Source organism: Pseudomonas sp. GP01-A4, from assembly GCF_058780865.1.
This window is the reverse complement of the sequence record NZ_JBYSWF010000053.1, coordinates 20,782-41,862: the sequence shown is the minus strand read 5'-3', so window position 1 is coordinate 41,862 and position 21,081 is coordinate 20,782. Positions and strand designations below refer to the sequence as shown.

The window sequence follows — 21,081 nt, the reverse complement described above, 5'->3', positions numbered from 1 at the left end:
TCCAAGGCTGTATAAGAAAAACCAATATTGCTGATCGCTCATTAGGAAAACTGATGTTCGACTATAAATTGCTTTCCGCCCTGGCGGCGGTGGTGGAACAGGCCGGCTTTGAACGGGGCGCCCAAGTGCTGGGAATCTCCCAGTCGGCGATCTCCCAGCGCATCAAATTGCTGGAAGCGCGGGTCGGCCAGCCGGTGCTGGTGCGCGCCACGCCGCCGACGCCCACCGAAATCGGCCGCCGTTTGCTCAACCATGTGCAACAGGTGCGGCTACTGGAGCGCGACCTGCAAAGCCAGGTGCCTGCGCTGGATGAAGAGGGCATGCCCGAGCGCCTGCGCATCGCCTTGAATGCCGACAGCCTCGCCACGTGGTGGGCCGAGGCCGTGAGCGACTTCTGCGCCGAGCAACACCTGCTGCTGGATCTCGTCGTGGAAGACCAGACCGTCGGCCTCAAGCGCATGCGCGCCGGCGAAGTGGCAGCCTGTATTTGCGCCAGCGAACGCCCGGTGGCCGGTGCCCGCAGCCTGTTGCTCGGCGCGATGCGGTATCGGGCGCTGGCCAGCCCGGCGTTTGTCGCTCGGCACTTTCCCGAGGGCGTGCGGGCCGATCAACTGGCCCGCACGCCGGCGCTGGTGTTCGGCCCGGATGATTTCCTGCAGCATCGCTACCTGGCGTCCCTGGGCGTCGACGGTGGTTTCGAACACCATCTATGCCCCTCGTCCGAAGGTTTTATTCGCCTGACGGAAGCCGGATTGGGCTGGGGCCTGGTGCCCGAACTGCAGGTGCGCGACCAGCTGGAAAAGGGCGTGTTGGTGGAGTTATTGCCAGATAAGCCGATCGATGTGCCGCTGTACTGGCATCATTGGCGCAGTGGTGGACAATTGCTGGGCCTGCTGACGGATCATCTGGCACACACAACGGGGCAATGGTTGGTGCCGTTGGCGTGATGGCCAGCGTCAAGGCAACAGCGATGAAAAACGAAAGAATGCGGAGTAAGTCATGAAAATTCTGGTCACCGGCGCAAGCGGCTTCATTGGCGGGCGCTTTGCGCGTTTCGCCCTGGAGCAGGGCCTGGACGTGCGGGTCAACGGGCGGCGGGCCGAAGGTGTGGAGCACCTGGTACGGCGCGGCGCCGAGTTTATCCAGGGTGATTTGAATGATCCGGACCTGGTGCGCGAGCTGTGCCGCGATGTCGAGGCCGTGGTGCATTGCGCCGGGGCCGTGGGGCTGTGGGGGCGCTATCAGGATTTCCACCAGGGCAATGTGCTGGTTACCGAAAACGTGGTGGAGGCCTGCCTCAAGCAGCGGGTGGGGCGCCTGGTGCACCTGTCGTCGCCGTCGATCTATTTCGATGGCCGCGACCACCTGGGGTTGACCGAAGAACAAGTGCCCAAGCGTTTCAAGCACCCGTATGCGGCCACCAAGTACCTGGCGGAGCAAAAGGTGTTCGGCGCCCAGGAGTTCGGCCTCGAAGTGCTGGCCCTGCGCCCGCGTTTTGTCACGGGGGCCGGCGACATGAGCATCTTCCCGCGCCTGTTGAAGATGCAGCGCAAGAACCGCCTGGCGATTGTCGGCGATGGCCTGAACAAGGTCGATTTCACCAGCGTGCACAACCTCAATGAAGCCCTGCTCAGCAGTTTGCTGGCGACGGGCTCGGCGTTGGGCAAGGTCTACAACATCAGCAACGGTGCCCCGGTGCCGGTGTGGGATGTGGTGAACTACGTGATGCGACAGATGGACATGCCTCAGGTCACCCGTTATCGGTCCTACGGCTTGTCTTACAGCGTTGCGGCGCTCAATGAAGCTTTCTGTGCCATGTGGCCAGGGCGCCCGGAACCGTCTTTGTCACGGCTGGGCATGCAGGTGATGAACAAAGATTTCACCCTCGACATCACCCGCGCACGGCATTATCTCGACTACCAGCCCAAGGTCAGCCTGTGGGCGGCCCTCGACGAGTTCTGCAGTTGGTGGAAGGCCCAGGACGTGGGACTTAAATAACCGGCAACACACCGGGAACCGAATTTGCGAACCCGGGTCGATCAGTGCGGCAGGTCGGGGGTTTATACTCCGACGCTTGGCTATCCATATGCCACCTCAAAGGATTTAAGGTTGATTCATGCGTAACGATGCTAACGACGACTTCGACAACGTTCCCAGCCTGCGGGCCGACACCTCGGACGACGATGATTTCGAGCCCACGCCGGCTACCTCCGTGCGCTCCCGGCCTGCGCCGGTTGTCAAGGTCAAGAGCGCCAGTACCGGGCCGCTGTGGGCATTGGTCGGTGCGCTGCTGTTCGCCTTCGCCGGCCTAGCCTGGTGGAGCTTCCAGCAGATTTCCCTGATGGGCCAGCAACTGGTGGCGACCCAGGAAAGCTTCGCGCGCATCAGCGAGGAAGCGGCGGGGCGCCTGCAGGATATTTCCGGCAAGGTGGTGGCCAGCGAAGCCAATGTGAATAATGGCAGCGAGGCCCTGAAACTGCAGATCAAGCAGCTGGAGACCCAGTTGCTGGAGCAGGGCAAGCAGCAGATGGGCGTGGCCGGCCAGGCGACTGACCTGGACAAGCGCCTGGAGCAGATGACCGCCAGCACGACCCAACTGTCCAGTGCCAACGCGCAATTGCAGGGCCAGGTCCAGGCGCTGACGGAGGCGGTGGCTACCCTCAAGTCCCGGGATGCCGAGTTCAAGGACCTCTCCGCCGACGTCGCAGCCCTGAAAAAACAGGGCAACCCCACGGCCGCCATCGCCCGCCTGGAGCAGGACCTTGTGGTCCTCAAGAGCGAACTGGACAACCGCGCCGCGGCTTCCGACGGTCCGTCCACCAAGGAGTTCGACGTGTTCCGCATCCAGACCACGCGTAACGTCACTGCCTTGCAAAGCCAGGTGCAGAACCTGCAGCAGCAGATCAACCAGCCGGCCCGGATCACTCCTCTCGGGCAGCAGTGATGTGAGGTGCTGCAGGCGTCATTACACATGACGCCTGCAAGCCCTGGCACAATCAATGTCACCAATCGGTGACATTTCCCGTCTCCTTCGTTACTTGCCCTCGCGCCGCCCTTGTTTAGACTCCCGTCATCCCGCACATAATAAAAAGGGCTAATCATGACCACGCAACCACTGCCTGCCAGTAGTTGGCTGAACGCACCTGCCCATCACGCCTGGCTTGCCACTGAAGGCCAGCGCCTGCTGTCATTCGCCAAGGCTTCCAGGCTGCCTGACGGCTTCGGCAACCTCGACGATCACGGTGTTTTGCCGCCCGATGCCGTAGCCGAAACCATGAACACCGCCCGTATGACCCACAGCTTTGCCATGGCCCATGGCCTGGGCCTGCCAGGTTATGCCGACCTGGTGGAACACGGCGTCGTGGCCCTCAGCGGCCCGCTGCGCGATGCCCGGCACGGCGGTTGGTTCGCCACGCCCGACGCCCGCGACGGCAACACCGGCAAGGCCGCCTACCTGCACGCCTTTGTCGCCCTGGCCGCCAGCTCCGCAGTAGTGGCCGGCGCGCCCGGCGCGCAAACCTTGCTCAACGACGCGATCCACATCATCGACCAGTATTTCTGGAGCGAAGAGGAGGGCGCGATGCTCGAGTCCTTCGCCCAGGACTGGAGCGGGGTAGAAGCCTATCGCGGCGCCAACAGCAACATGCACGCCACCGAAGCCTTCCTGGCCCTGGCCGATGTCACCGGTGAAACCCGCTGGCTGGACCGGGCACTGCGCATCGTCGAGCGGATTATTCATACCCATGCGGCGCAAAACCGGGACATGGTGATCGAGCATTTCGACAGCCATTGGCAACCCCTGCGTGGTTACAACGAAGACAACCCGGCCGATGGTTTTCGTCCCTACGGCATCACCCCCGGCCACGGCTTCGAATGGGCGCGACTGGTGTTGCACCTTGAGGCTGCGCGCCTGGATGCCGGGCTCGTCACCCCTGAGTGGCTAGTGACCGACGCCAAGGGCCTGTTCGCCAGCGCCTGTGAATACGCCTGGGCCGTCGACGGCGCTCCCGGCATTGTCTACACCCTCGACTGGAGCCAGCGCCCCGTGGTGCGCGAGCGCCTGCACTGGACCCATTGCGAAGCCAGTGCCGCTGCCCAGGCGCTGCTCAAACGCACGGGGGAGCTGCATTACGAAACCTGGTACCGGCGCTTCTGGGAGTTCTGTGAAACCCGTTTCATTGACCGCACCCACGGCAGCTGGCACCACGAACTGAGCCCGAAAAACCAGCCCAGCGCGAAAATCTGGGGTGGCAAACCGGACCTCTACCACGCCTGGCAGTCTGTCTTGCTGCCGGGTCTACCCTTGTCACCGAGCATGGCCAGTGCCGTGGCCACCGGGCGCTATGTCACCAAGTGGTGACATTTTGGCGTCCCTTTGTTACCTGCACCTGAAAAATCCCTGTTTAAACTCGTTTGCAGCGCAAGCACCGACTTGCATGCATAACAACAAGAAAAAAGGTACTCAGATGAAAGCGATCAGTCGCCTCGCCGTAGCTATTTCCGTTGCCTCGTTGTTTCCCCTCAGTGCTTTTGCCGCCGACTCGAAAGGGACGGTTGAAGTTGTGCATTGGTGGACCTCGGGTGGCGAGAAAGCGGCAGTAGATGTCCTGAAGGCCCAAGTTGAAAAAGACGGTTTCACCTGGAAAGACGGTGCCGTCGCCGGCGGTGGCGGTTCCACTGCCATGACCGTACTGAAAAGCCGCGCCGTTGCTGGCAACCCGCCAGGCATGGCCCAGATCAAAGGCCCCGACATCCAGGAATGGGCGTCCACCGGGCTGCTCGACACCGACGTCCTGAAGGAACCCGCCAAAGAAGAGAAGTGGGACAGCCTGCTGGACAAGAAAGTCTCCGATACCGTGAAGTACGAAGGTAACTACGTGGCCGTGCCGGTGAACATTCACCGCGTGAACTGGCTGTGGATCAACCCGGAAGTGTTCAAGAAAGCCGGTATCACCAAGAACCCGACCACCCTCGAAGAATTCTACGCAGCGGGCGACAAGCTCAAGGCCGCGGGCTTCATTCCGCTCGCCCACGGTGGCCAGCCTTGGCAGGACAGCACCGTCTTCGAAGCGGTCGTGCTCTCGGTCATGGGGGCTGACGGTTACAAGAAAGCCCTGGTGGACCTCGACGAAAAAGCCCTGACCGGCCCTGAAATGATCAAGTCCCTGACCGAGCTGAAGAAAGTCGCGACCTACATGGACGCCGACGGCAAAGGCCAGGACTGGAACCTGGAAGCCGCCAAGGTCATCAACGGCAAGGCCGGCATGCAGATCATGGGTGACTGGGCCAAGAGTGAATGGACCGCCGCCAAGAAAGTCGCCGGCAAAGACTACGAGTGCGTAGCCTTCCCGGGCACCGACAAGGCCTTCACCTACAACATCGACTCCCTCGCAGCCTTCAAGCAGAAAGACAAAGGCACTGCTGCCGGTCAGCAGGACATCGCCAAGGTCGTGCTGAGCGAAAACTTCCAGAAAGTCTTCAGCATCAACAAGGGCTCGATCCCGGTTCGTATCGACATGTTGCAAGACATGGGCAAATACGGCTTCGACTCCTGCGCCCAGACTGCTGCCAAGGACTTCCTGGCGGATGCCAAGACTGGCGGCCTGCAACCAAGCATGGCCCACAACATGGCAACCACGCTGGCGGTACAAGGCGCGTTCTTTGATGTCGTGACCAACTACATCAATGACCCGAAAGCTGACCCTGCCGATACCGCGAAGAAACTCGCGGCAGCGATCAAGTCGGCCAAGTAACGGTTAGTACCGAATGGCCTTGTGGGGGGACCCCTAACCCCCACAAGGCCTGTTCCTGTAGTCCTTTTTCCCTGTACTGGATTTTCCCATGAGTTCTGTTGCTGTGTTCAGCAAAGCCTCGCCGTTCGATGCACTGCAGCGCTGGCTACCCAAACTGGTGCTGGCGCCGAGCATGTTCATCGTTCTGGTGGGCTTCTATGGCTACATCCTGTGGACGTTCGTGCTGTCGTTCACTAACTCGACTTTCCTGCCGACCTACAAGTTCGTAGGCCTGGCGCAATACGTGCGCTTGTTCGACAACGACCGCTGGTGGGTCGCGAGCAAGAACCTCGCGGTATTCGGTGGCATGTTCATCGGCATCACCCTGGTGATCGGCGTGACCCTGGCGATTTTCCTCGACCAGAAAATCCGTCGCGAAGGTTTTATCCGCACCATTTACCTGTACCCGATGGCGCTCTCGATGATCGTCACCGGTACCGCCTGGAAATGGCTGCTCAACCCAGGCATGGGCCTGGACAAACTGCTGCGTGACTGGGGCTGGGAAGGCTTTCGCCTGGACTGGCTGATCGACCCGGACCGTGTGGTGTATTGCCTGGTGATCGCTGCTGTGTGGCAAGCCTCGGGCTTCATCATGGCGATGTTCCTCGCCGGCCTGCGCGGTGTTGATCAATCGATCATCCGTGCGGCGCAGATCGACGGCGCGAGCATGCCGCGCATCTACTGGAAAGTGGTGCTGCCAAGCCTGCGCCCGGTGTTCTTCAGTGCGGTAATGATCCTGGCGCACATCGCGATCAAGAGCTTCGACCTGGTGGCGGCCATGACGGCGGGTGGTCCGGGTTACTCCTCCGACCTGCCGGCGATGTTCATGTACTCCTTCACCTTCAGCCGCGGCCAGATGGGCATGGGTTCGGCCAGTGCGATTCTGATGCTCGGTGCGATTCTCGCAATCATCGTGCCTTACCTGTACTCCGAGCTGAGGACCAAGCGTAATGACTAGTCTTGCTGGCAAACCTGCCATCAGCCTGAGCCGCGTCGCGATATACGCGGTGCTGATTCTCGCTGTCCTGCTGTACCTGGTGCCGTTGGTGGTCATGTTGCTCACCAGCTTCAAGACCCCGGAAGACATCAGCACCGGCAACCTGCTGAGCTGGCCCACCGTGATCACCGGCATCGGCTGGGTGAAAGCCTGGGCCACGGTTGACGGCTACTTCTGGAACTCGATCAAGATCACCGTTCCGGCGGTACTGATCTCCACCGCCATCGGTGCGTTGAACGGCTACGTGCTGTCGATGTGGCGCTTCCGTGGTTCGCAGTTGTTCTTCGGCCTGTTGCTGTTCGGCTGCTTCCTGCCGTTCCAGACCGTGCTGCTGCCAGCCTCGTTCACCCTCGGCAAGATGGGCCTGGCCAGTACCACCACGGGCCTGGTGTTCGTGCACATCGTCTACGGACTGGCGTTTACTACACTGTTCTTCCGTAACTACTACGTCAGCATTCCCGATGCACTGGTGAAGGCGGCTCGCCTGGATGGCGCGGGGTTCTTCACGATCTTCCGCCTGATCATCCTGCCGATGTCGACACCCATCATCATGGTGTGCCTGATCTGGCAGTTCACGCAGATCTGGAACGACTTCCTGTTCGGCGTGGTGTTCTCCAGCGGTGATTCGCAGCCCATCACGGTGGCGCTGAACAACCTGGTCAACACCAGTACCGGGGTCAAGGAATATAACGTTGATATGGCGGCGGCGATGATCGCCGGGCTGCCGACCCTGCTGGTCTATGTGGTCGCAGGCAAGTATTTCGTGCGCGGCCTGACGGCCGGCGCGGTCAAGGGGTAATCATGGCAACGCTTGAACTTCGTAACGTAAACAAGACCTACGGTACCGGCCTGCCGGACACCCTGAAGAACATCGAACTGTCGATCAAGGAAGGTGAGTTCCTGATCCTGGTCGGCCCTTCGGGTTGCGGCAAATCGACCTTGATGAATTGCATTGCCGGCCTGGAAAACATCACCGGTGGCGCGATCATGATCGGCGACCAGGACGTCAGCGGCATGAGCCCCAAGGATCGTGATATCGCCATGGTGTTCCAGTCCTACGCGCTGTACCCGACCATGAGCGTGCGCGAGAACATCGAATTCGGCCTGAAGATTCGCAAGATGCCCCAGGCGGCGATCGATGAAGAAGTGGCGCGAGTGGCCAAGCTGCTGCAGATCGAGCACCTGCTCAATCGCAAGCCGGGCCAGCTCTCCGGTGGCCAGCAACAACGCGTGGCCATGGGCCGTGCACTGGCGCGTCGCCCGAAGATCTACCTGTTCGACGAACCGCTGTCCAACCTCGACGCCAAGCTGCGGGTCGAGATGCGTACCGAAATGAAACTGATGCACCAGCGTCTGAAAACCACCACCGTTTACGTCACCCACGATCAGATCGAAGCGATGACCCTGGGCGACAAAGTGGCGGTCATGAAGGACGGCATCATCCAGCAGTTCGGCACGCCGAAAGAGATCTACAACGACCCGGCCAACCTGTTCGTGGCGAGCTTCATCGGTTCGCCGCCGATGAACTTCATTCCACTGCGCCTGCAACGCAAGGACGGCCGCCTGGTGGCGCTGCTGGACAGCGGCCAGGCCCGCTGTGAATTGCCGTTGAACATGAACGATGCCGGTCTTGAAGACCGCGAAGTGATCCTGGGCCTGCGCCCGGAGCAGATCGTGCTGGCCGCCGCCGAAGCCACCGGCGCGCCGACCATTCGGGCCGAGGTGCAAGTCACCGAGCCGACCGGTCCGGACACCCTGGTGTTCGTGCAAATCAATGACACCAAGGTCTGCTGCCGCCTGGCGCCCGATGTGGCGCCGCAAGTGGGCGAGACCCTGACCTTGCAGTTCGACCCGGCCAAAGTGTTGCTGTTCGACGCCAAGACCGGCGAGCGCCTGGGCACTGCCGCTTCGTTGCCTGCCCAGGACCGTGCCGACAACGTCGCTCAATTCAAGGGACGCTGAAGTTTCAAATGATGTGTAGGGGCTTTTGTGAGAGTCCTGCTCTCACAAAGAAGTAAACCGCGTTAGATAAAAACAGTTAATAACAATAAAGACGAGGATGTAGGGATGAAAAAGCACCACAACAACACCCGGTTGTTCTGCCAACTGTCAGCAGCAGCAGCCCTGGTACTGTCCGCCAATGCGATGGCGGACGACGCGTTCAGCGCCGACTCCAAGTGGATGACCGGTGATTGGGGCGGCGAACGTACCAAACTGATCGAGCAAGGTATCGACATCAAGGCGGATTACGTCGGTGAAGTCGGTGGCAACCTTGGCGGCGGCTACAACAACGACAAGACTGCCCGTTACGCTGACCAGTTCGGTCTGGGCGTGGCACTGGACCTGCAAAAGCTGTGGGGCTGGGACAACACCCAGGCCAAGATCCAGTTGACCAATCGTAATGGCGCAAACATTTCCAACGACCGTATTGGCGACCCGCGTGCCGGCACCTTGAGTTCGTCTCAGGAAGTCGACGGCCGAGGCCACATGGTGCGTCTGACCCAGTTCTGGATTCAGCACCAGATGTTCGACAACAAGCTGGACGTGAAACTCGGTTACTTCGGTGAAGGCGAAGACTTCAACACCTTCCCGTGCGACTTCCAGAACCTGTCGTTCTGCGGCTCCCAGGTCGGTAACTATGTAAACACCTGGTACAACTGGCCAGTCGCCCAGGCGGCTATTCGCGTGAAGTACAACATCACGCCTGAACTGTATGCGCAAATCGGTGCATACAACCAGAACCCGTCGCAACTGGAGCACGGCAACGGCTTCAAGCTCAGCGGCAGCGGCACCAAGGGCACCGTGATTCCGGTGGAATTGGTCTGGTCGCCTAAGGTCAATGGCCTGCCGGGTGAATACCGTGTGGGTTACTACAAGAGCGCCGCGGACGCCAACGACGTACTTAAAGATGTCAATGGCAACGATGCAGCCACCACTGGGGCAGCCTACCGTGTGCGCAGCAGCAAAACCGGCTATTGGGGCGTCGTGCAACAGCAACTCACTACCCACAATGGCGACGCTTCCCGCGGCTTGAACATCGCGGCCAACGCCACCTTCCACGACAAAGACACCAACCTGGTCGACAACTACCAGTCGGTGATGCTTGTGTACAAAGGCCCATTCGACGCCCGTACCAAGGATGACGTGGGTATCGGTGTGTCCCGTATCCATGCCAACAGCGACGTGAAGAAAAACGCCGAGCTGTATAACGAGGCCAACGGTTTCACCGATTACAGCGAAGCGGGTTACGCACCGCTGCGCAACACCGAATACAACGTCGAACTGAACTACGGCATCCACGTCACCAACTGGCTGACCGTGCGTCCCAACCTGCAATACATCGCCAACCCAGGTGGTGTTAAGCAAGTCGACAACGCGGTGGTAGCGGGCCTGAAAATTCAGTCTACGTTCTAACGTTGTTGCGATAAGCTCCTTCTCTCTGTGCGCATTTTGCGGGTAGCCATGGCTATCCGCTTTTTTTTGTGTGGGAGCTGGCTTGCCTGCGATGCGAGCCCCGCGGTGTATCTGCCACACCGAGGCGATGCCATCGCAGGCAAGCCAGCGCCTGCAAAGATATTCAGGACCGTGGCACATGCATGAGCATCCGCTGCAACGCTTTTTCAAATCCCTGCGCGAGCGGCCGGTATTCGCCTGGGAACGCTTCCAGATGCGCGATGTGCTGGTGATCGATCACCCGCTCTGCCAGGCGGTGTTCAGTCGCCAGGGCGCGCAATTGCTGCACTTTCAGCCCACGGGCCAGAAACCCTGGCTGTGGTGCGCGGCCAAGTGGCCGCAGGTCGGCGCCATCCGTGGCGGCGTGCCGGTGTGTTGGCCGTGGTATGGCCGCCATCCCAGCGAAAACGCCTGGCCGTCCCATGGCTGGGCACGGCTGATCGACTGGAAATTGCTGGACAGCAGCACCGACGACGCCGGCGTGCGTTTGCACTGGCAATTGCAGCTATGCGACTGGCAGGTGGACCTGCATGCACACCTGGGGGAAACCCTGGAGCTGCGCCTGGCCACCGAGCACCAGGACGAGCTGCCGTGCCAATTGAGCCATGCTTTGCACGCTTATTGGCGGATTGGCAACGTTGGTGAGATAGCGCTGTCTGGGCTCGATGGCGCGCAGGGCTACGACCAGCTGAATCGCCAGGCGTGCCAGCAGGAAGGTGAGTTGCGTGTCGATGGTGGGTGTCAGCGGGTGTTCCAGCACGACGGTGAACTGCACCTCAAGGACCATGCCTGGCAGCGCGAATTGTGCATCGACACCGGCGAGAGTGCCGACACGGTGGTGTGGCACCCGGGGAGTCGACCATTGCTGGGGGTGAGCTTCAACGAGGCTGCGGGGTTTGTGTGTGTGGAGTCGGCGATGGCTGCTGCGAGCCTGGCGCCGGGGGAGCGGGCGCATTTGAGTTTGCAGGCGAGGGCGGGGGCTTGATCCGGATGTTCCGGTGTTGCTGATGCCGCTTTCGCGAGCAAGCCCGCTCCCACATTAGACCGAGTTCCACTTTTGGAATGCAGTCGAATGTGGGAGCGGGCTTGCTCGCGAAGAGGCCGGCACATTCACAGTAGATTCGGGCCTAGTTGAATTCATCCCCAACCGGATACCGGCTGTCGTTCAAGCTCTCTTTGATCTTGCGCAAGTGCGGCTGGAAATCCACCCCGCGACGCAAGGTCATGCCCGTCGCCAGTACATCCAGCACCGTCAACTGAATGATCCGCGAGGTCATCGGCATGTAGATGTCGGTGTCTTCCGGCAACGGAATGTTCAGGCTCACCGTACTGGCCTTGGCCAGCGGCGAGTTTTCGGCGGTCACGCCCAGCACCGAGGCGCCGTTTTCCCGCGCAATACGTGCTACTTCCACCAGTTCACGGGTACGCCCGGTGTAGGAAATGATCACGAACAACTCCCCGGTGTGGGCCACCGAGGCGATCATCCGCTGCATCAGCACATCGGCGTGGGCCGTGACCGACAGGTTGAAACGGAAGAACTTGTGCAGCGCGTCCATGGCCACCGGCGCCGAAGCGCCCAGGCCGAAGAAGTGGATCTGCCGAGCCTGGATCAGCAGGTCGACGGCCTTGCTGATCAGGTTTGGGTCCAGGGCCTGGCAGGCGCTGTCGAGGGACGCGATGGCACTGCCGAAGATCTTCTGGGTGTAGGCCTCCGGGTTATCATCGGCCTCCACCGCGCGGCTGACATACGCCGCGCCGCTGGCCAGGCTTTGCGCCAGCTGCAATTTAAGTTCAGGGTAACCACTCACGCCGAACGAGCGGCAGAAGCGGTTCACTGTAGGTTCGCTGACCGAAGCGGCCTGGGCGAGGGCGGCGATAGAGAAGCGGGTCGCCTGCTGCGGGTTGAGCAGGATGACCTCGGCGACTTTACGTTCAGCCTTGTTCAGTTCTTCGAGGCGTTTCTGGATCTGTTCCAGTAGATTTCGCACGCGGTCCATTCATGTTTCCTTAGGGCGACGATGCAAATAAGGGTCGTCAACCAATCGACGAGCGGCCCTTTGCGGTGGCCTATCCTACTGAGGGTAGTTGAACACCACCACTCGGAATACGTTTTTCGGGAAAATGTTGTGGTTATTACTACATTTTTCCTTGAGTGATGCCTTAAAAAAAGGTATTTGTAGCTTAACTTGATAAAAGAACAAACATCATGCCTTCGATAACCGTAGAACCCTGCACCTTTGCCCTGTTTGGCGCCTTGGGTGATCTGGCGCTGCGCAAGTTATTTCCTGCCCTCTATCAACTCGATGGTGCGGGCCTGCTGCACGAAGACACGCGCATCCTGGCCCTGGCCCGTGAGGCCGGTTCCGAGCAACAGCACCTGGCCCACATCGAAAAAGAATTGCGCAGCTACGTTGGCAAGGAACTGGACGAAACCGTCGCCCAGCGTTTCCTGGCCCGCCTGACGTACCTGCACGTCGACTTCCTGAAGGCCGATGACTACGTCGCCCTGGCAGAGAACGCCGGCACTGAACAACGCCTGATTGCCTACTTCGCCACCCCGGCGGCGGTGTATGGCGCGATCTGCGAGAACCTGTCCAAGGTCGGCCTGGCGGAAAATACCCGCGTGGTCCTGGAAAAACCCATCGGCTCGGACCTGGATTCCTCGCGCAAGGTCAACGACGCCGTGGCGCAGTTCTTCCCGGAAAACCGCACCTACCGCATCGACCACTACCTGGGCAAAGAGACCGTCCAGAACCTGATCGCCCTGCGTTTTGCCAACAGCCTGTTTGAAACCCAGTGGAACCAGAACTACATCTCCCACGTGGAAATCACCGTGGCCGAGCAAGTAGGCATCGAAGGTCGCTGGGGCTATTTCGACAAGGCCGGGCAGCTGCGGGACATGATCCAGAACCACCTGCTGCAGCTGCTGTGCCTGATCGCCATGGACCCGCCGGCCGACCTGTCTGCCGACAGTATTCGGGACGAGAAGGTCAAGGTGCTCAAGGCCCTGGCGCCCATCAGCCCGGACGGCCTGACCACCCAGGTGGTGCGTGGCCAATACATCGCCGGCTACAGCGCCGGCAAGCCGGTACCGGGTTACCTGGAAGAAGAGAACTCCAACACCCAGAGCGACACCGAGACCTTCGTCGCCCTGCGTGCCGATATCCGTAACTGGCGTTGGGCCGGGGTGCCGTTCTACCTGCGTACCGGCAAGCGCATGCCGCAAAAACTGTCGCAGATCGTCATCCACTTCAAGGAACCGTCCCACTACATCTTCGCCCCCGAGCAGCGCTTGCAGATCAGCAACAAACTGATCATCCGCCTGCAACCGGACGAAGGGATTTCCTTGCGCGTGATGACCAAGGAGCAGGGCCTGGACAAGGGCATGCAACTGCGCAGCGGCCCGCTGCAACTGAATTTTTCCGACACCTATCGCAGCGCACGGATTCCCGATGCCTACGAGCGGCTGTTGCTGGAAGTAATGCGTGGCAACCAGAACCTGTTTGTGCGCAAAGATGAAATCGAAGCTGCGTGGAAGTGGTGTGACCAGTTGATCGCCGGGTGGAAAAAATCCGGTGATGCGCCCAAGCCGTACGCGGCGGGGTCCTGGGGGCCAATGAGCTCGATTGCACTGATCACGCGGGACGGGAGGTCTTGGTATGGCGATATCTGATTTGAAACTGCCTCAGGGCGTGACTGCCCATGAGTACCGCAATCCGGTGCTGCTGGCGGATGGCTTGGCCAATGACGTGGCCGAACAACTGCGCGCGGCCATCAGTGCCCGTGGCGAGGCGACCCTGGTGGTGTCCGGCGGCCGCAGCCCGGTGGCGTTCTTCCAGAACCTCGCCAAGCAAGGCCTGGACTGGTCCAAGGTGACCATCACCCTGGCCGACGAGCGCTGGGTGCCGGTGGAACATGCCGACAGCAATGCCGGCCTGTTGAAGAAGTATTTGCTGCAAGGCCCGGCGGCCAAGGCCAAGTTCCTGAGCCTGTACAGCGTCGCCGCCACCCTTGACGACGCTGCCGAGCAGGCTGATCGCCTGCTGGCCGAGTTGCCGACGATTGATGTGCTGGTACTGGGCATGGGCGACGACGGCCACACCGCGTCGCTGTTCCCCAATAGCCCGAACCTGGCTGAAGCGTTGAAGCCGGACGGCAGCCGTCGTTGCTGGCCGATGCTGGCGCCGACCGTGCCGCACCAGCGCCTGACCATGAGTCGCGCGCTGCTGGCCACCGCCCACTACACCGTGCTGTCGATTTCCGGCAGCTCGAAATTGACCACCTTGAGCGCCGCGCTGGCCAGTGACGACGTTGCTGCCATGCCGATACGCGCGTTTTTGCAACCTACTCTAGAGATTTACTGGTGCCCATGAGCCAAGGATCAGCCGCGATGAACAGCCCTCAACCTACCGTTTCCATGGCGGACAAAGTTGCCTTGATCGACAGCCTCTGCGCCAAGGCGCGGATCCTGCCGGTGATCACCATTGCCCGCGAACAGGACATCCTGCCGCTGGCCGATGCCCTGGCAGCCGGTGGTTTGACCGCACTGGAAGTGACCCTGCGTTCGCAGTTCGGCCTCAAGGCCATCCAGGTACTGCGTGAGCAGCGTCCGGAGCTGTGCACCGGTGCCGGTACCGTGCTGGATCGTCATATGCTGGAAGCGGCCGAAGTGGCCGGTTCGCAATTTATCGTCACTCCCGGGATTACCCGTGACCTGCTGGAAGCCTCGGTACACAGCTCGATTCCGCTGTTGCCGGGCATCAGCAATGCCTCCGGGATCATGGAAGGTTATGGCCTGGGTTATCGCCGTTTCAAGCTGTTCCCGGCTGAAGTCAGCGGTGGCGTGGCGGCGATCAAGGCCCTGGGCGGCCCGTTTGGCGAAGTGAAATTCTGCCCGACTGGTGGTGTTGGCCCGGCCAACATCAAGAGCTACATGGCGTTGAAAAATGTGATGTGCGTGGGCGGTAGCTGGATGCTTGATCCGGAATGGGTCAAGAACGGCGACTGGGCACGCATCCAGGAAACCACCGCCGAGGCGCTGGCCCTGCTGGACTGATTGGATTTACCGAATCGTTGTTGCTGTGTTCTACGGCATTTTTGCGGTGCACTTGGTCGGTGTGCCGCTTTTTTTTGCCTGCGGAAAATGGCCCACTCCCACTGTAGGAGCGAGCTTGCTCGCGAAAAAACCGAGAGCACCGCTGGGTGTCAGGTTTCCCGTGTCATCGTTAACGACCTTCGCGAGCAAGCTCGCTCCTACAGTGATATCGCGCTCAGTTCGGTGATGGCTTTGATCAGCGCATGAATGTCCGCCGCTGACGTCAAAAAGCCTGGTGTCACCCGAATACAACTGCCGAACGACGCGCCGCTGCGGGTTGTGGTGAAGAGGTTGTATTCCTTGAGCAGTCGGTCCGCCATCACCTGCTGATCCGGCTTGTCAGTGAACTTGAACGACGTGATCGCGCAATACAGCCGTGGGTCGTCCGGCGTCAGCACTTCAATTCCCGGCAACTGCCGCACCTCACTCACCCACAAATCCCGCAGGTAATTAAGGCGGGCGCCCTTGGCTCTGGATCCACCCAGCAAACGATGCTCTTCGAACACCAGCGGCAAGGTCATCAACGCCGGGAAATTCGGCGTGCTGTATGGCGTGCGGGCACGTACATCGGTGGCCGGGTAATGAAACTCCCCCATGTCCGGATCAATGTCCGCCAACCGTTGTGGGTCGATATAAATAAAGCCCAGGGTCAACGGCGCACCGATCCACTTGTGCAGGTTGAAACCGGCAAACGCGATACCCAACTGTGCCAGGTTGAACTCGATCTGCCCCAGCGCATGGGCGCCATCGAGGATCACATCAATTCCATGTTCCCTGGCAGCGCCGGCAATCGCCTCCACCGGCATCACCAGCCCGGTGCGGTGGGTCACGTAGGTCAGTGCCAGCAGTTTCAGGCGGGGATAGCGCAGGAACGCATCGCGATACGTCTGCACCAGGCTGTCGAAACTGGCCGGGTGTTCGTGGGCAATCTCGATCACTTCTACGCCACGATTCTGCGCCAGCCAGCGCATGGCGCCCTTGACGGTGTCGTACTCCAGGTCGCTGATCAGCACCTGGTCGCCGGGCTGCAAGCGGTTGTAGTTGCGGATCAGCGACTGCAACGCATCCGAGGCGCAGCGGGTGAGGGCGATGGCTTCAGGATCGGCGTCCATCAACTGCGCCAACTGGTTACGGATCTCGACGTTTTCGCCCTGCTCGAAACGCTGGCGCACATGGATCGAGTTGCTGCGGTTGATGAAGGCGACGTTGTCCTGATACTGCTCAAGTACCGCGCGGCTCATGCGCCCGAAGTAACCGTTTTCGAGGTTGATCGGGCCGGGCTCCAGGTCGTAGCGCTGGGCGATGGCGTGCCAGTGTTGTTCGTCGCGGGTACTGTCCATGTGCGTGCTCTATTAATGACGAGGGGCGGGCTTGCCGTGCTTGGCGCGTAGGGGTTCCAGCAGTTCGGATAAACCGTTGTGGTCGATTTCCTGCATCAGGGCCAGCAACCCGCCCAGTTCGCCGTGGGGGAAACCTTCACGGGCGAACCAGTTCAGGTAGGGGCCGGGCAAGTCGGCAATGATCCGGCCCTTGTACTTGCCGAAGGGCATTTCGCGGGTGATCAGCAGTTCAAGTTTTTCAGGGTTCATTGCGGCTTCAGGTGTTTGAGTCGATGCCTTGGAAAATACAGGCATTCTGCATGGAGGCCAAATGACAGATCATGCAAATAAAGCGGATACAGATTTTTGTGTATTGGCTAACTTATTGAAATTTAAGTAATAAATTGTTTTTCAAAAGCTGGCACGGGCGCTGCAATTACTAATACACGTTTCTTAACCCGCGAAGGAATTGAAAAATGACTGATATCAACAAAGAATCGATCTCTGTACTCAACGACCTGATCGAGACCAGCAAAGACGGCCAGGAAGGCTTCAAGACCTGCGCAGAAGACATCAAGCACCCAGAACTCAAAGCCCTGTTTGCCAAACGTTCCGTTGATTGCGGTACCGCCGCTGCCGAACTGCAGACCGCAGTAAGAGCGCTGGGTGGCGATCCGGAAGATTCCGGCAGCGTCGCCGGTGCCTTGCACCGTGGTTGGGTCGACGTGAAGTCGATGGTGACCGGTAAAGACGAAGAAGCCGTGCTGAACGAAGCCGAGCGCGGTGAAGACCACGCACTGAAGGCTTACAAAGAAGCGATCGAGAAGATCAACAAGCACAACCTGCTGGGCATTCGTGACCTGGTAGAGCGTCAGTTCCACGGCGCGCAACGCAACCACGACCAGGTGAAAGCCCTGCGTAACCAGGCTCGCGCTCAGTCTTGAGCCCCGCCTGAATAAAAAAGCCCCGCAGATGCGGGGCTTTTTCATGGGCATTCGTTCAACCGATGCTGATGGCCGGCAGTTCGGTCAGGGTCACGGTCTGCTGCTTGCGTGGCGCGAGGATCTCGGCTTCGCCATCCACCACCAGTTCATCGCGCTGGTTGAATACGCGGGTGGCGATACGCACGCGGAATTTCGGCAGCTTCTCGAGGATTTCCAGACGCACGGTCAGGGTGTCGCCGATTTTGACCGGCTTCTGGAAGGTCATTTGCTGGCCGATGTATATCGTGCCGGGCCCAGGCAACTCGCACGCAACCGCCGCGCTGATCAGGGCGCCGCTGAACATGCCGTGGGCAATGCGCTCCTTGAACATGGTCGCCTTGGCGAATTCGGCGTCCAGATGCACCGGGTTGTGGTCGCCGGACATTGCCGCGAACAACTGGATATCGCGCTCTTCGACGGTCTTGCTGTAGCTGGCGGTCTGGCCGACTTCGAGGGCTTCGTAAGGCGTGTTGGTAACCTGGGTCATCAGTTGGTGCATCCTGTGGCTAATCAGAAATCTTAATATATTGATTTTAAACGAAAAATCATTCGCAGCGAGTAGGGCGGCGCAGCACTGCTGCCTGGGCCAGCCACGTCAGCACGTCGGCTGTGACCGCATCACGGTTGGTTTCGTTGAATAATTCGTGGCGCGCCTGTGGGTAAATGCTCAGCTCCAGGTGCTGGCAGCCGGCTTCACGCAACGCATTGGCCAGACTTTTGAGACGCTTGCCTTCACTGACCGGATCACATTCACCGCCCATTATCAGGATGGGCAGCCCCGGGTCTATCTGAGCGAGATTGGACGCTTTGCTGATTTGCTGCAAGCCGCCCAGCAGGTCGATCCACAGCTGGTTGGTGCAACGGAAGCCGCAAAGCGGGTCGCTGACGTACTTGTCGACCTCGGCCGGGTCACGGCTGAGCCAGTCGAAAGCGGTGCGATTGGGTTTGAACGCCTTGTTGAACGATCCAAATGACAGGAAATCAATCAGCGCACTGCGCCCGCGCAACCCCTGGCGCAGGCGTTCGACATGGGCAATCACCTTGGCCGCGCCGTACAGCGCCACCGGCTGGAAATTCGAGCCGCTGAGAATCGCCCCGTTAAGGCTCGCGCTGTGGTGCAGCAGGTACGCCTGGGCAATGTAGCTGCCCATGCTGTGGCCCAGCAGGATGATCGGCACCCCCGGCGCTTGCTGGCCGATATGCTGGTTGAGGCTCGCCAGGTCGCCCACCACCTTGTTCCAGCCGTCTTTCTCGGCGAACAGCCCCAGGGTGCCCTCGTCGGCGGTACGCCCGTGGCCGCGCTGGTCGGGGGCGTACAGGCCGTAGCCGGCATCGCACAACGCCTGGGCCAGGCGGGCATAGCGGCCACTGTGCTCGGCCATGCCGTGGGCCAGCATGATCAGCGCCTTGGGCGGCCCGTCCGGCAGCCACTGGTTGACGTACACCCGACTGCGGTCATTCGCGGTCAGCCAGAAAGTGGTGTGGTTCATGGCGCTTCCTTTGCTCAGGGTCGTTGCAGTGTATAGCTCATTCACCGCAGGCCGCTGGATCAGCGCTGGCCTTGGCGGGGAGATTCACACAATCAATGACGCATCTTGTTGTATTTGCCTGATTGACCATAGCTGCTAACGTCCCCAAAGCTCCGCTTTCATCGCAACATCAAAAGCGGCCGGACCACTCAGGTAAGAGGACAAGAATAATGCAACCTGATTTCTGGAATGACAAACGCGCAGCCGGGGTTCCCAACGAGATCGACCTCACAGCCTATAAATCGGTGATCGAAGTCTTCGAGCGTTCCTGCAAGACCTTTGCCGATCGTCCGGCGTTCAGCAACATGGGGATCACCCTGACCTACGCCGAGCTGGATCGGCGCAGCGCCGCGTTCGCCGGTTACCTGCAGTGGCACACCGACCTCAAGCCGGGTGACCGCATTGCCGTGCAGATGCCCAACGTCCTGCATTATCCGATTGCCGTGTTCGGCGCCCTGCGCGCCGGGCTGATCGTGGTCAACACCAACCCGTTGTACACCCCGCGGGAAATGCGTCACCAATTCAAGGATGCCGGCATTCGTGCGCTGGTGTACCTGAACCTGTTTGGCTCGCGTGTTGAAGAAGTCAGCAAGGACACCGAGATCGAATACCTGATCGAAGCGAAGATGGGCGACTTCATGCCCGCCGCCAAGGGCTGGCTGATCAACACCGTGGTCGACAAGGTGAAGAAGATGGTCCCGGCCTATAACCTGCCGCAAGCCATCTCCTTCAAGCGCGCCCTGCGCATGGGCGCCGGCCAGGCACTCAACCGCCACCCGGTGACCCTCGACGACATCGCGGTGCTGCAATACACCGGCGGCACCACCGGCCTGGCCAAGGGCGCAATGCTTACCCACGGCAACCTGGTGGCCAACATGCAGCAAGTGCGGGCGTGCATGTCGCAACTGGGGGACGACGGCCATCCGCTGATCAAGGAAGGCCAGGAGGTGATGGTGGCGCCGCTGCCGCTGTACCACATCTATGCCTTCACCGCGAATTGCATGTGCATGATGGTATCGGGCAACCACAACGTACTGATCACCAATCCCCGGGACATTGGCGGCTTTATCAAGGAGCTGAAAAAGTGGCGCTTCACCGGGCTGCTGGGGCTCAACACCCTGTTCGTGGCCTTGATGGACCACCCGGACTTCAAGAGCCTGGATTTCTCCCACCTCAAGCTCACCAACTCCGGCGGCACCGCACTGGTCAAGGCCACGGCCGAGCGCTGGCAGCAACTGACCGGCTGTGCGATTGGTGAAGGCTACGGCTTGACCGAAACCTCACCGGTGGCCAGCACCAACCCCTATGGCGGCAAATCGAAGCTGGGCACCGTGGGCATTCCGGTGCCGGGCACGGCGATGAAGATCATCGACGACAACGGCGCGGAGCTGCCGCTGGGCGAGCGGGGCGAGCTCTGCATCAAGGGCCCGCAAGTGATGAAGGGCTACTGGCAGCAGCCGGTGGCCACTGCCGAGACCCTGGACGCCGAAGGCTGGCTCAAGACCGGCGATATCGCGGTGATCGACCCGGACGGCTTTGTGCGCATCGTTGATCGCAAGAAGGATCTGATCATCGTCTCGGGGTTCAACGTGTACCCCAACGAGATCGAAGACGTGGTGATGGCGCATCCGGCGGTGGCCAGCTGCGCGGTGATCGGCGTACCGGACGAGCGTACCGGCGAGGCGGTGAAGCTGTTTGTGGTGGCCCGTGCCCAGGGCGTGAGCCTTGAAGAGCTGAAGACCTACTGCAAGGCCAACTTCACCGGCTACAAGGTGCCCAAGCATATTGTGCTGCGTGAGTCGTTGCCGATGACGCCGGTGGGCAAGATCCTGCGGCGCGAATTGCGCGACATAGCCTGATTTGAAATAAGGTCAAAAAATGTGGGAGCGGGCTTGCTCGCGAAAGCGGTATAC

Annotated in this window: 20 protein-coding genes and 1 pseudogene; 15 read left to right on the top strand and 6 right to left on the bottom strand. The window is 60.3% G+C overall.

Features of this window, described 5'->3' with window-relative positions; all coding sequences use genetic code 11:
- The first annotated feature begins 53 nt into the window (after window positions 1-53).
- The 10 genes from AC3WKX_RS25065 (at window position 54) to AC3WKX_RS25020 (ending at window position 11,227) form a co-directional block, all read left to right on the top strand.
- The gene (locus AC3WKX_RS25065; RefSeq protein WP_102607506.1) at window positions 54-947 is read left to right on the top strand and encodes a LysR family transcriptional regulator ArgP; all 894 of its coding nucleotides are present in this window, start codon (window positions 54-56) and stop codon (window positions 945-947) included.
- A gap of 52 nt (window positions 948-999) precedes the next feature.
- Window positions 1,000-1,998: an NAD-dependent epimerase/dehydratase family protein gene (locus AC3WKX_RS25060; protein ID WP_003213003.1), complete on the top strand. Its 999-nt coding sequence runs from the start codon at window positions 1,000-1,002 to the stop codon at window positions 1,996-1,998.
- A 118-nt stretch (window positions 1,999-2,116) separates the two neighbouring features.
- Complete coding sequence (locus AC3WKX_RS25055; protein WP_003213005.1) at window positions 2,117-2,944, top strand: hypothetical protein; 828 nt, start codon at window positions 2,117-2,119, stop codon at window positions 2,942-2,944.
- A gap of 156 nt (window positions 2,945-3,100) precedes the next feature.
- Window positions 3,101-4,360, top strand: coding sequence for a D-mannose isomerase (locus tag AC3WKX_RS25050; RefSeq protein ID WP_102369764.1), 1,260 nt, complete (start codon window positions 3,101-3,103; stop codon window positions 4,358-4,360).
- A 106-nt stretch (window positions 4,361-4,466) separates the two neighbouring features.
- Entirely contained in the window at window positions 4,467-5,753 is a 1,287-nt protein-coding gene (locus AC3WKX_RS25045; protein ID WP_003213009.1) for an ABC transporter substrate-binding protein, read from the top strand.
- A gap of 88 nt (window positions 5,754-5,841) precedes the next feature.
- On the top strand, window positions 5,842-6,750 hold the full coding sequence (locus AC3WKX_RS25040; RefSeq protein ID WP_003213011.1) for a carbohydrate ABC transporter permease: 909 nt from the start codon (window positions 5,842-5,844) through the stop codon (window positions 6,748-6,750).
- Window positions 6,743-7,588 carry a carbohydrate ABC transporter permease gene (locus AC3WKX_RS25035; RefSeq protein ID WP_003213012.1) on the top strand — a complete coding sequence of 282 codons (846 nt, stop codon included), beginning with the start codon at window positions 6,743-6,745 and terminating at the stop codon, window positions 7,586-7,588. The genes AC3WKX_RS25040 and AC3WKX_RS25035 overlap by 8 nt, the downstream gene beginning before the upstream one ends.
- 2 nt (window positions 7,589-7,590) lie before the next feature.
- Window positions 7,591-8,751: an ABC transporter ATP-binding protein gene (locus tag AC3WKX_RS25030; RefSeq protein ID WP_017475738.1), complete on the top strand. Its 1,161-nt coding sequence runs from the start codon at window positions 7,591-7,593 to the stop codon at window positions 8,749-8,751.
- A 105-nt stretch (window positions 8,752-8,856) separates the two neighbouring features.
- Window positions 8,857-10,203, top strand: a complete 1,347-nt coding sequence (locus tag AC3WKX_RS25025) for a carbohydrate porin (protein ID WP_102606216.1) — start codon at window positions 8,857-8,859, stop codon at window positions 10,201-10,203.
- Window positions 10,204-10,381: 178 nt separating this feature from the next.
- Window positions 10,382-11,227, top strand: coding sequence for a D-hexose-6-phosphate mutarotase (locus AC3WKX_RS25020; RefSeq protein WP_102606215.1), 846 nt, complete (start codon window positions 10,382-10,384; stop codon window positions 11,225-11,227).
- 142 nt (window positions 11,228-11,369) lie between these two features.
- Here the strand turns inward: AC3WKX_RS25020 and AC3WKX_RS25015 are convergent, their stop codons facing one another.
- Window positions 11,370-12,230: a MurR/RpiR family transcriptional regulator gene (locus tag AC3WKX_RS25015; protein WP_173406104.1), complete on the bottom strand. Its 861-nt coding sequence runs from the start codon at window positions 12,228-12,230 to the stop codon at window positions 11,370-11,372.
- Between the two features lie 218 nt (window positions 12,231-12,448).
- On the opposite strand from AC3WKX_RS25015, the gene zwf reads away from it, so the two are divergent.
- Genes zwf through AC3WKX_RS25000 form a run of 3 tightly spaced genes read left to right on the top strand, consistent with a single transcriptional unit; the run spans window position 12,449 to window position 15,298 of the window.
- The gene (gene zwf, locus AC3WKX_RS25010) at window positions 12,449-13,915 is read left to right on the top strand and encodes a glucose-6-phosphate dehydrogenase (RefSeq protein WP_063027707.1); all 1,467 of its coding nucleotides are present in this window, start codon (window positions 12,449-12,451) and stop codon (window positions 13,913-13,915) included.
- Window positions 13,902-14,615: a 6-phosphogluconolactonase gene (gene pgl / locus AC3WKX_RS25005; RefSeq protein ID WP_087693179.1), complete on the top strand. Its 714-nt coding sequence runs from the start codon at window positions 13,902-13,904 to the stop codon at window positions 14,613-14,615. Before zwf ends, pgl begins: the two co-directional genes overlap by 14 nt.
- Before the next feature lie 17 nt (window positions 14,616-14,632).
- Entirely contained in the window at window positions 14,633-15,298 is a 666-nt protein-coding gene (locus AC3WKX_RS25000) for a bifunctional 4-hydroxy-2-oxoglutarate aldolase/2-dehydro-3-deoxy-phosphogluconate aldolase (RefSeq protein WP_003213027.1), read from the top strand.
- A gap of 99 nt (window positions 15,299-15,397) precedes the next feature.
- Here AC3WKX_RS25000 and AC3WKX_RS24995 read toward each other — a convergent pair.
- From AC3WKX_RS24995 to AC3WKX_RS24985, 3 genes and pseudogenes are all read right to left on the bottom strand, one after another.
- A pseudogene (locus AC3WKX_RS24995) lies at window positions 15,398-15,505 on the bottom strand (outer membrane lipoprotein carrier protein LolA); the annotation flags it as partial.
- The gene (locus AC3WKX_RS24990) at window positions 15,496-16,677 is read right to left on the bottom strand and encodes an aminotransferase class V-fold PLP-dependent enzyme (RefSeq protein WP_102606214.1); all 1,182 of its coding nucleotides are present in this window, start codon (window positions 16,675-16,677) and stop codon (window positions 15,496-15,498) included. The pseudogene AC3WKX_RS24995 and the gene AC3WKX_RS24990, both read right to left, overlap by 10 nt.
- 12 nt (window positions 16,678-16,689) lie before the next feature.
- Window positions 16,690-16,926 carry a DUF3820 family protein gene (locus tag AC3WKX_RS24985; protein WP_003213031.1) on the bottom strand — a complete coding sequence of 79 codons (237 nt, stop codon included), beginning with the start codon at window positions 16,924-16,926 and terminating at the stop codon, window positions 16,690-16,692.
- Window positions 16,927-17,132: 206 nt separating this feature from the next.
- Between AC3WKX_RS24985 and AC3WKX_RS24980 the strand changes: the two genes are divergently transcribed.
- Window positions 17,133-17,600, top strand: a complete 468-nt coding sequence (locus AC3WKX_RS24980; protein WP_003213033.1) for a ferritin-like domain-containing protein — start codon at window positions 17,133-17,135, stop codon at window positions 17,598-17,600.
- A 55-nt stretch (window positions 17,601-17,655) separates the two neighbouring features.
- Here AC3WKX_RS24980 and AC3WKX_RS24975 read toward each other — a convergent pair whose 3' ends face one another.
- Together AC3WKX_RS24975 and AC3WKX_RS24970 are read right to left on the bottom strand one after the other, a co-directional pair.
- Window positions 17,656-18,126, bottom strand: a complete 471-nt coding sequence (locus AC3WKX_RS24975) for a MaoC family dehydratase (protein ID WP_003213034.1) — start codon at window positions 18,124-18,126, stop codon at window positions 17,656-17,658.
- 58 nt (window positions 18,127-18,184) lie between these two features.
- Window positions 18,185-19,129, bottom strand: a complete 945-nt coding sequence (locus AC3WKX_RS24970) for an alpha/beta hydrolase (RefSeq protein ID WP_003213037.1) — start codon at window positions 19,127-19,129, stop codon at window positions 18,185-18,187.
- A 209-nt stretch (window positions 19,130-19,338) separates the two neighbouring features.
- Between AC3WKX_RS24970 and fadD2 the strand changes: the two genes are divergently transcribed.
- On the top strand, window positions 19,339-21,027 hold the full coding sequence (gene fadD2 / locus AC3WKX_RS24965; protein ID WP_003213039.1) for a long-chain-fatty-acid--CoA ligase FadD2: 1,689 nt from the start codon (window positions 19,339-19,341) through the stop codon (window positions 21,025-21,027).
- Window positions 21,028-21,081 lie beyond the last annotated feature (54 nt).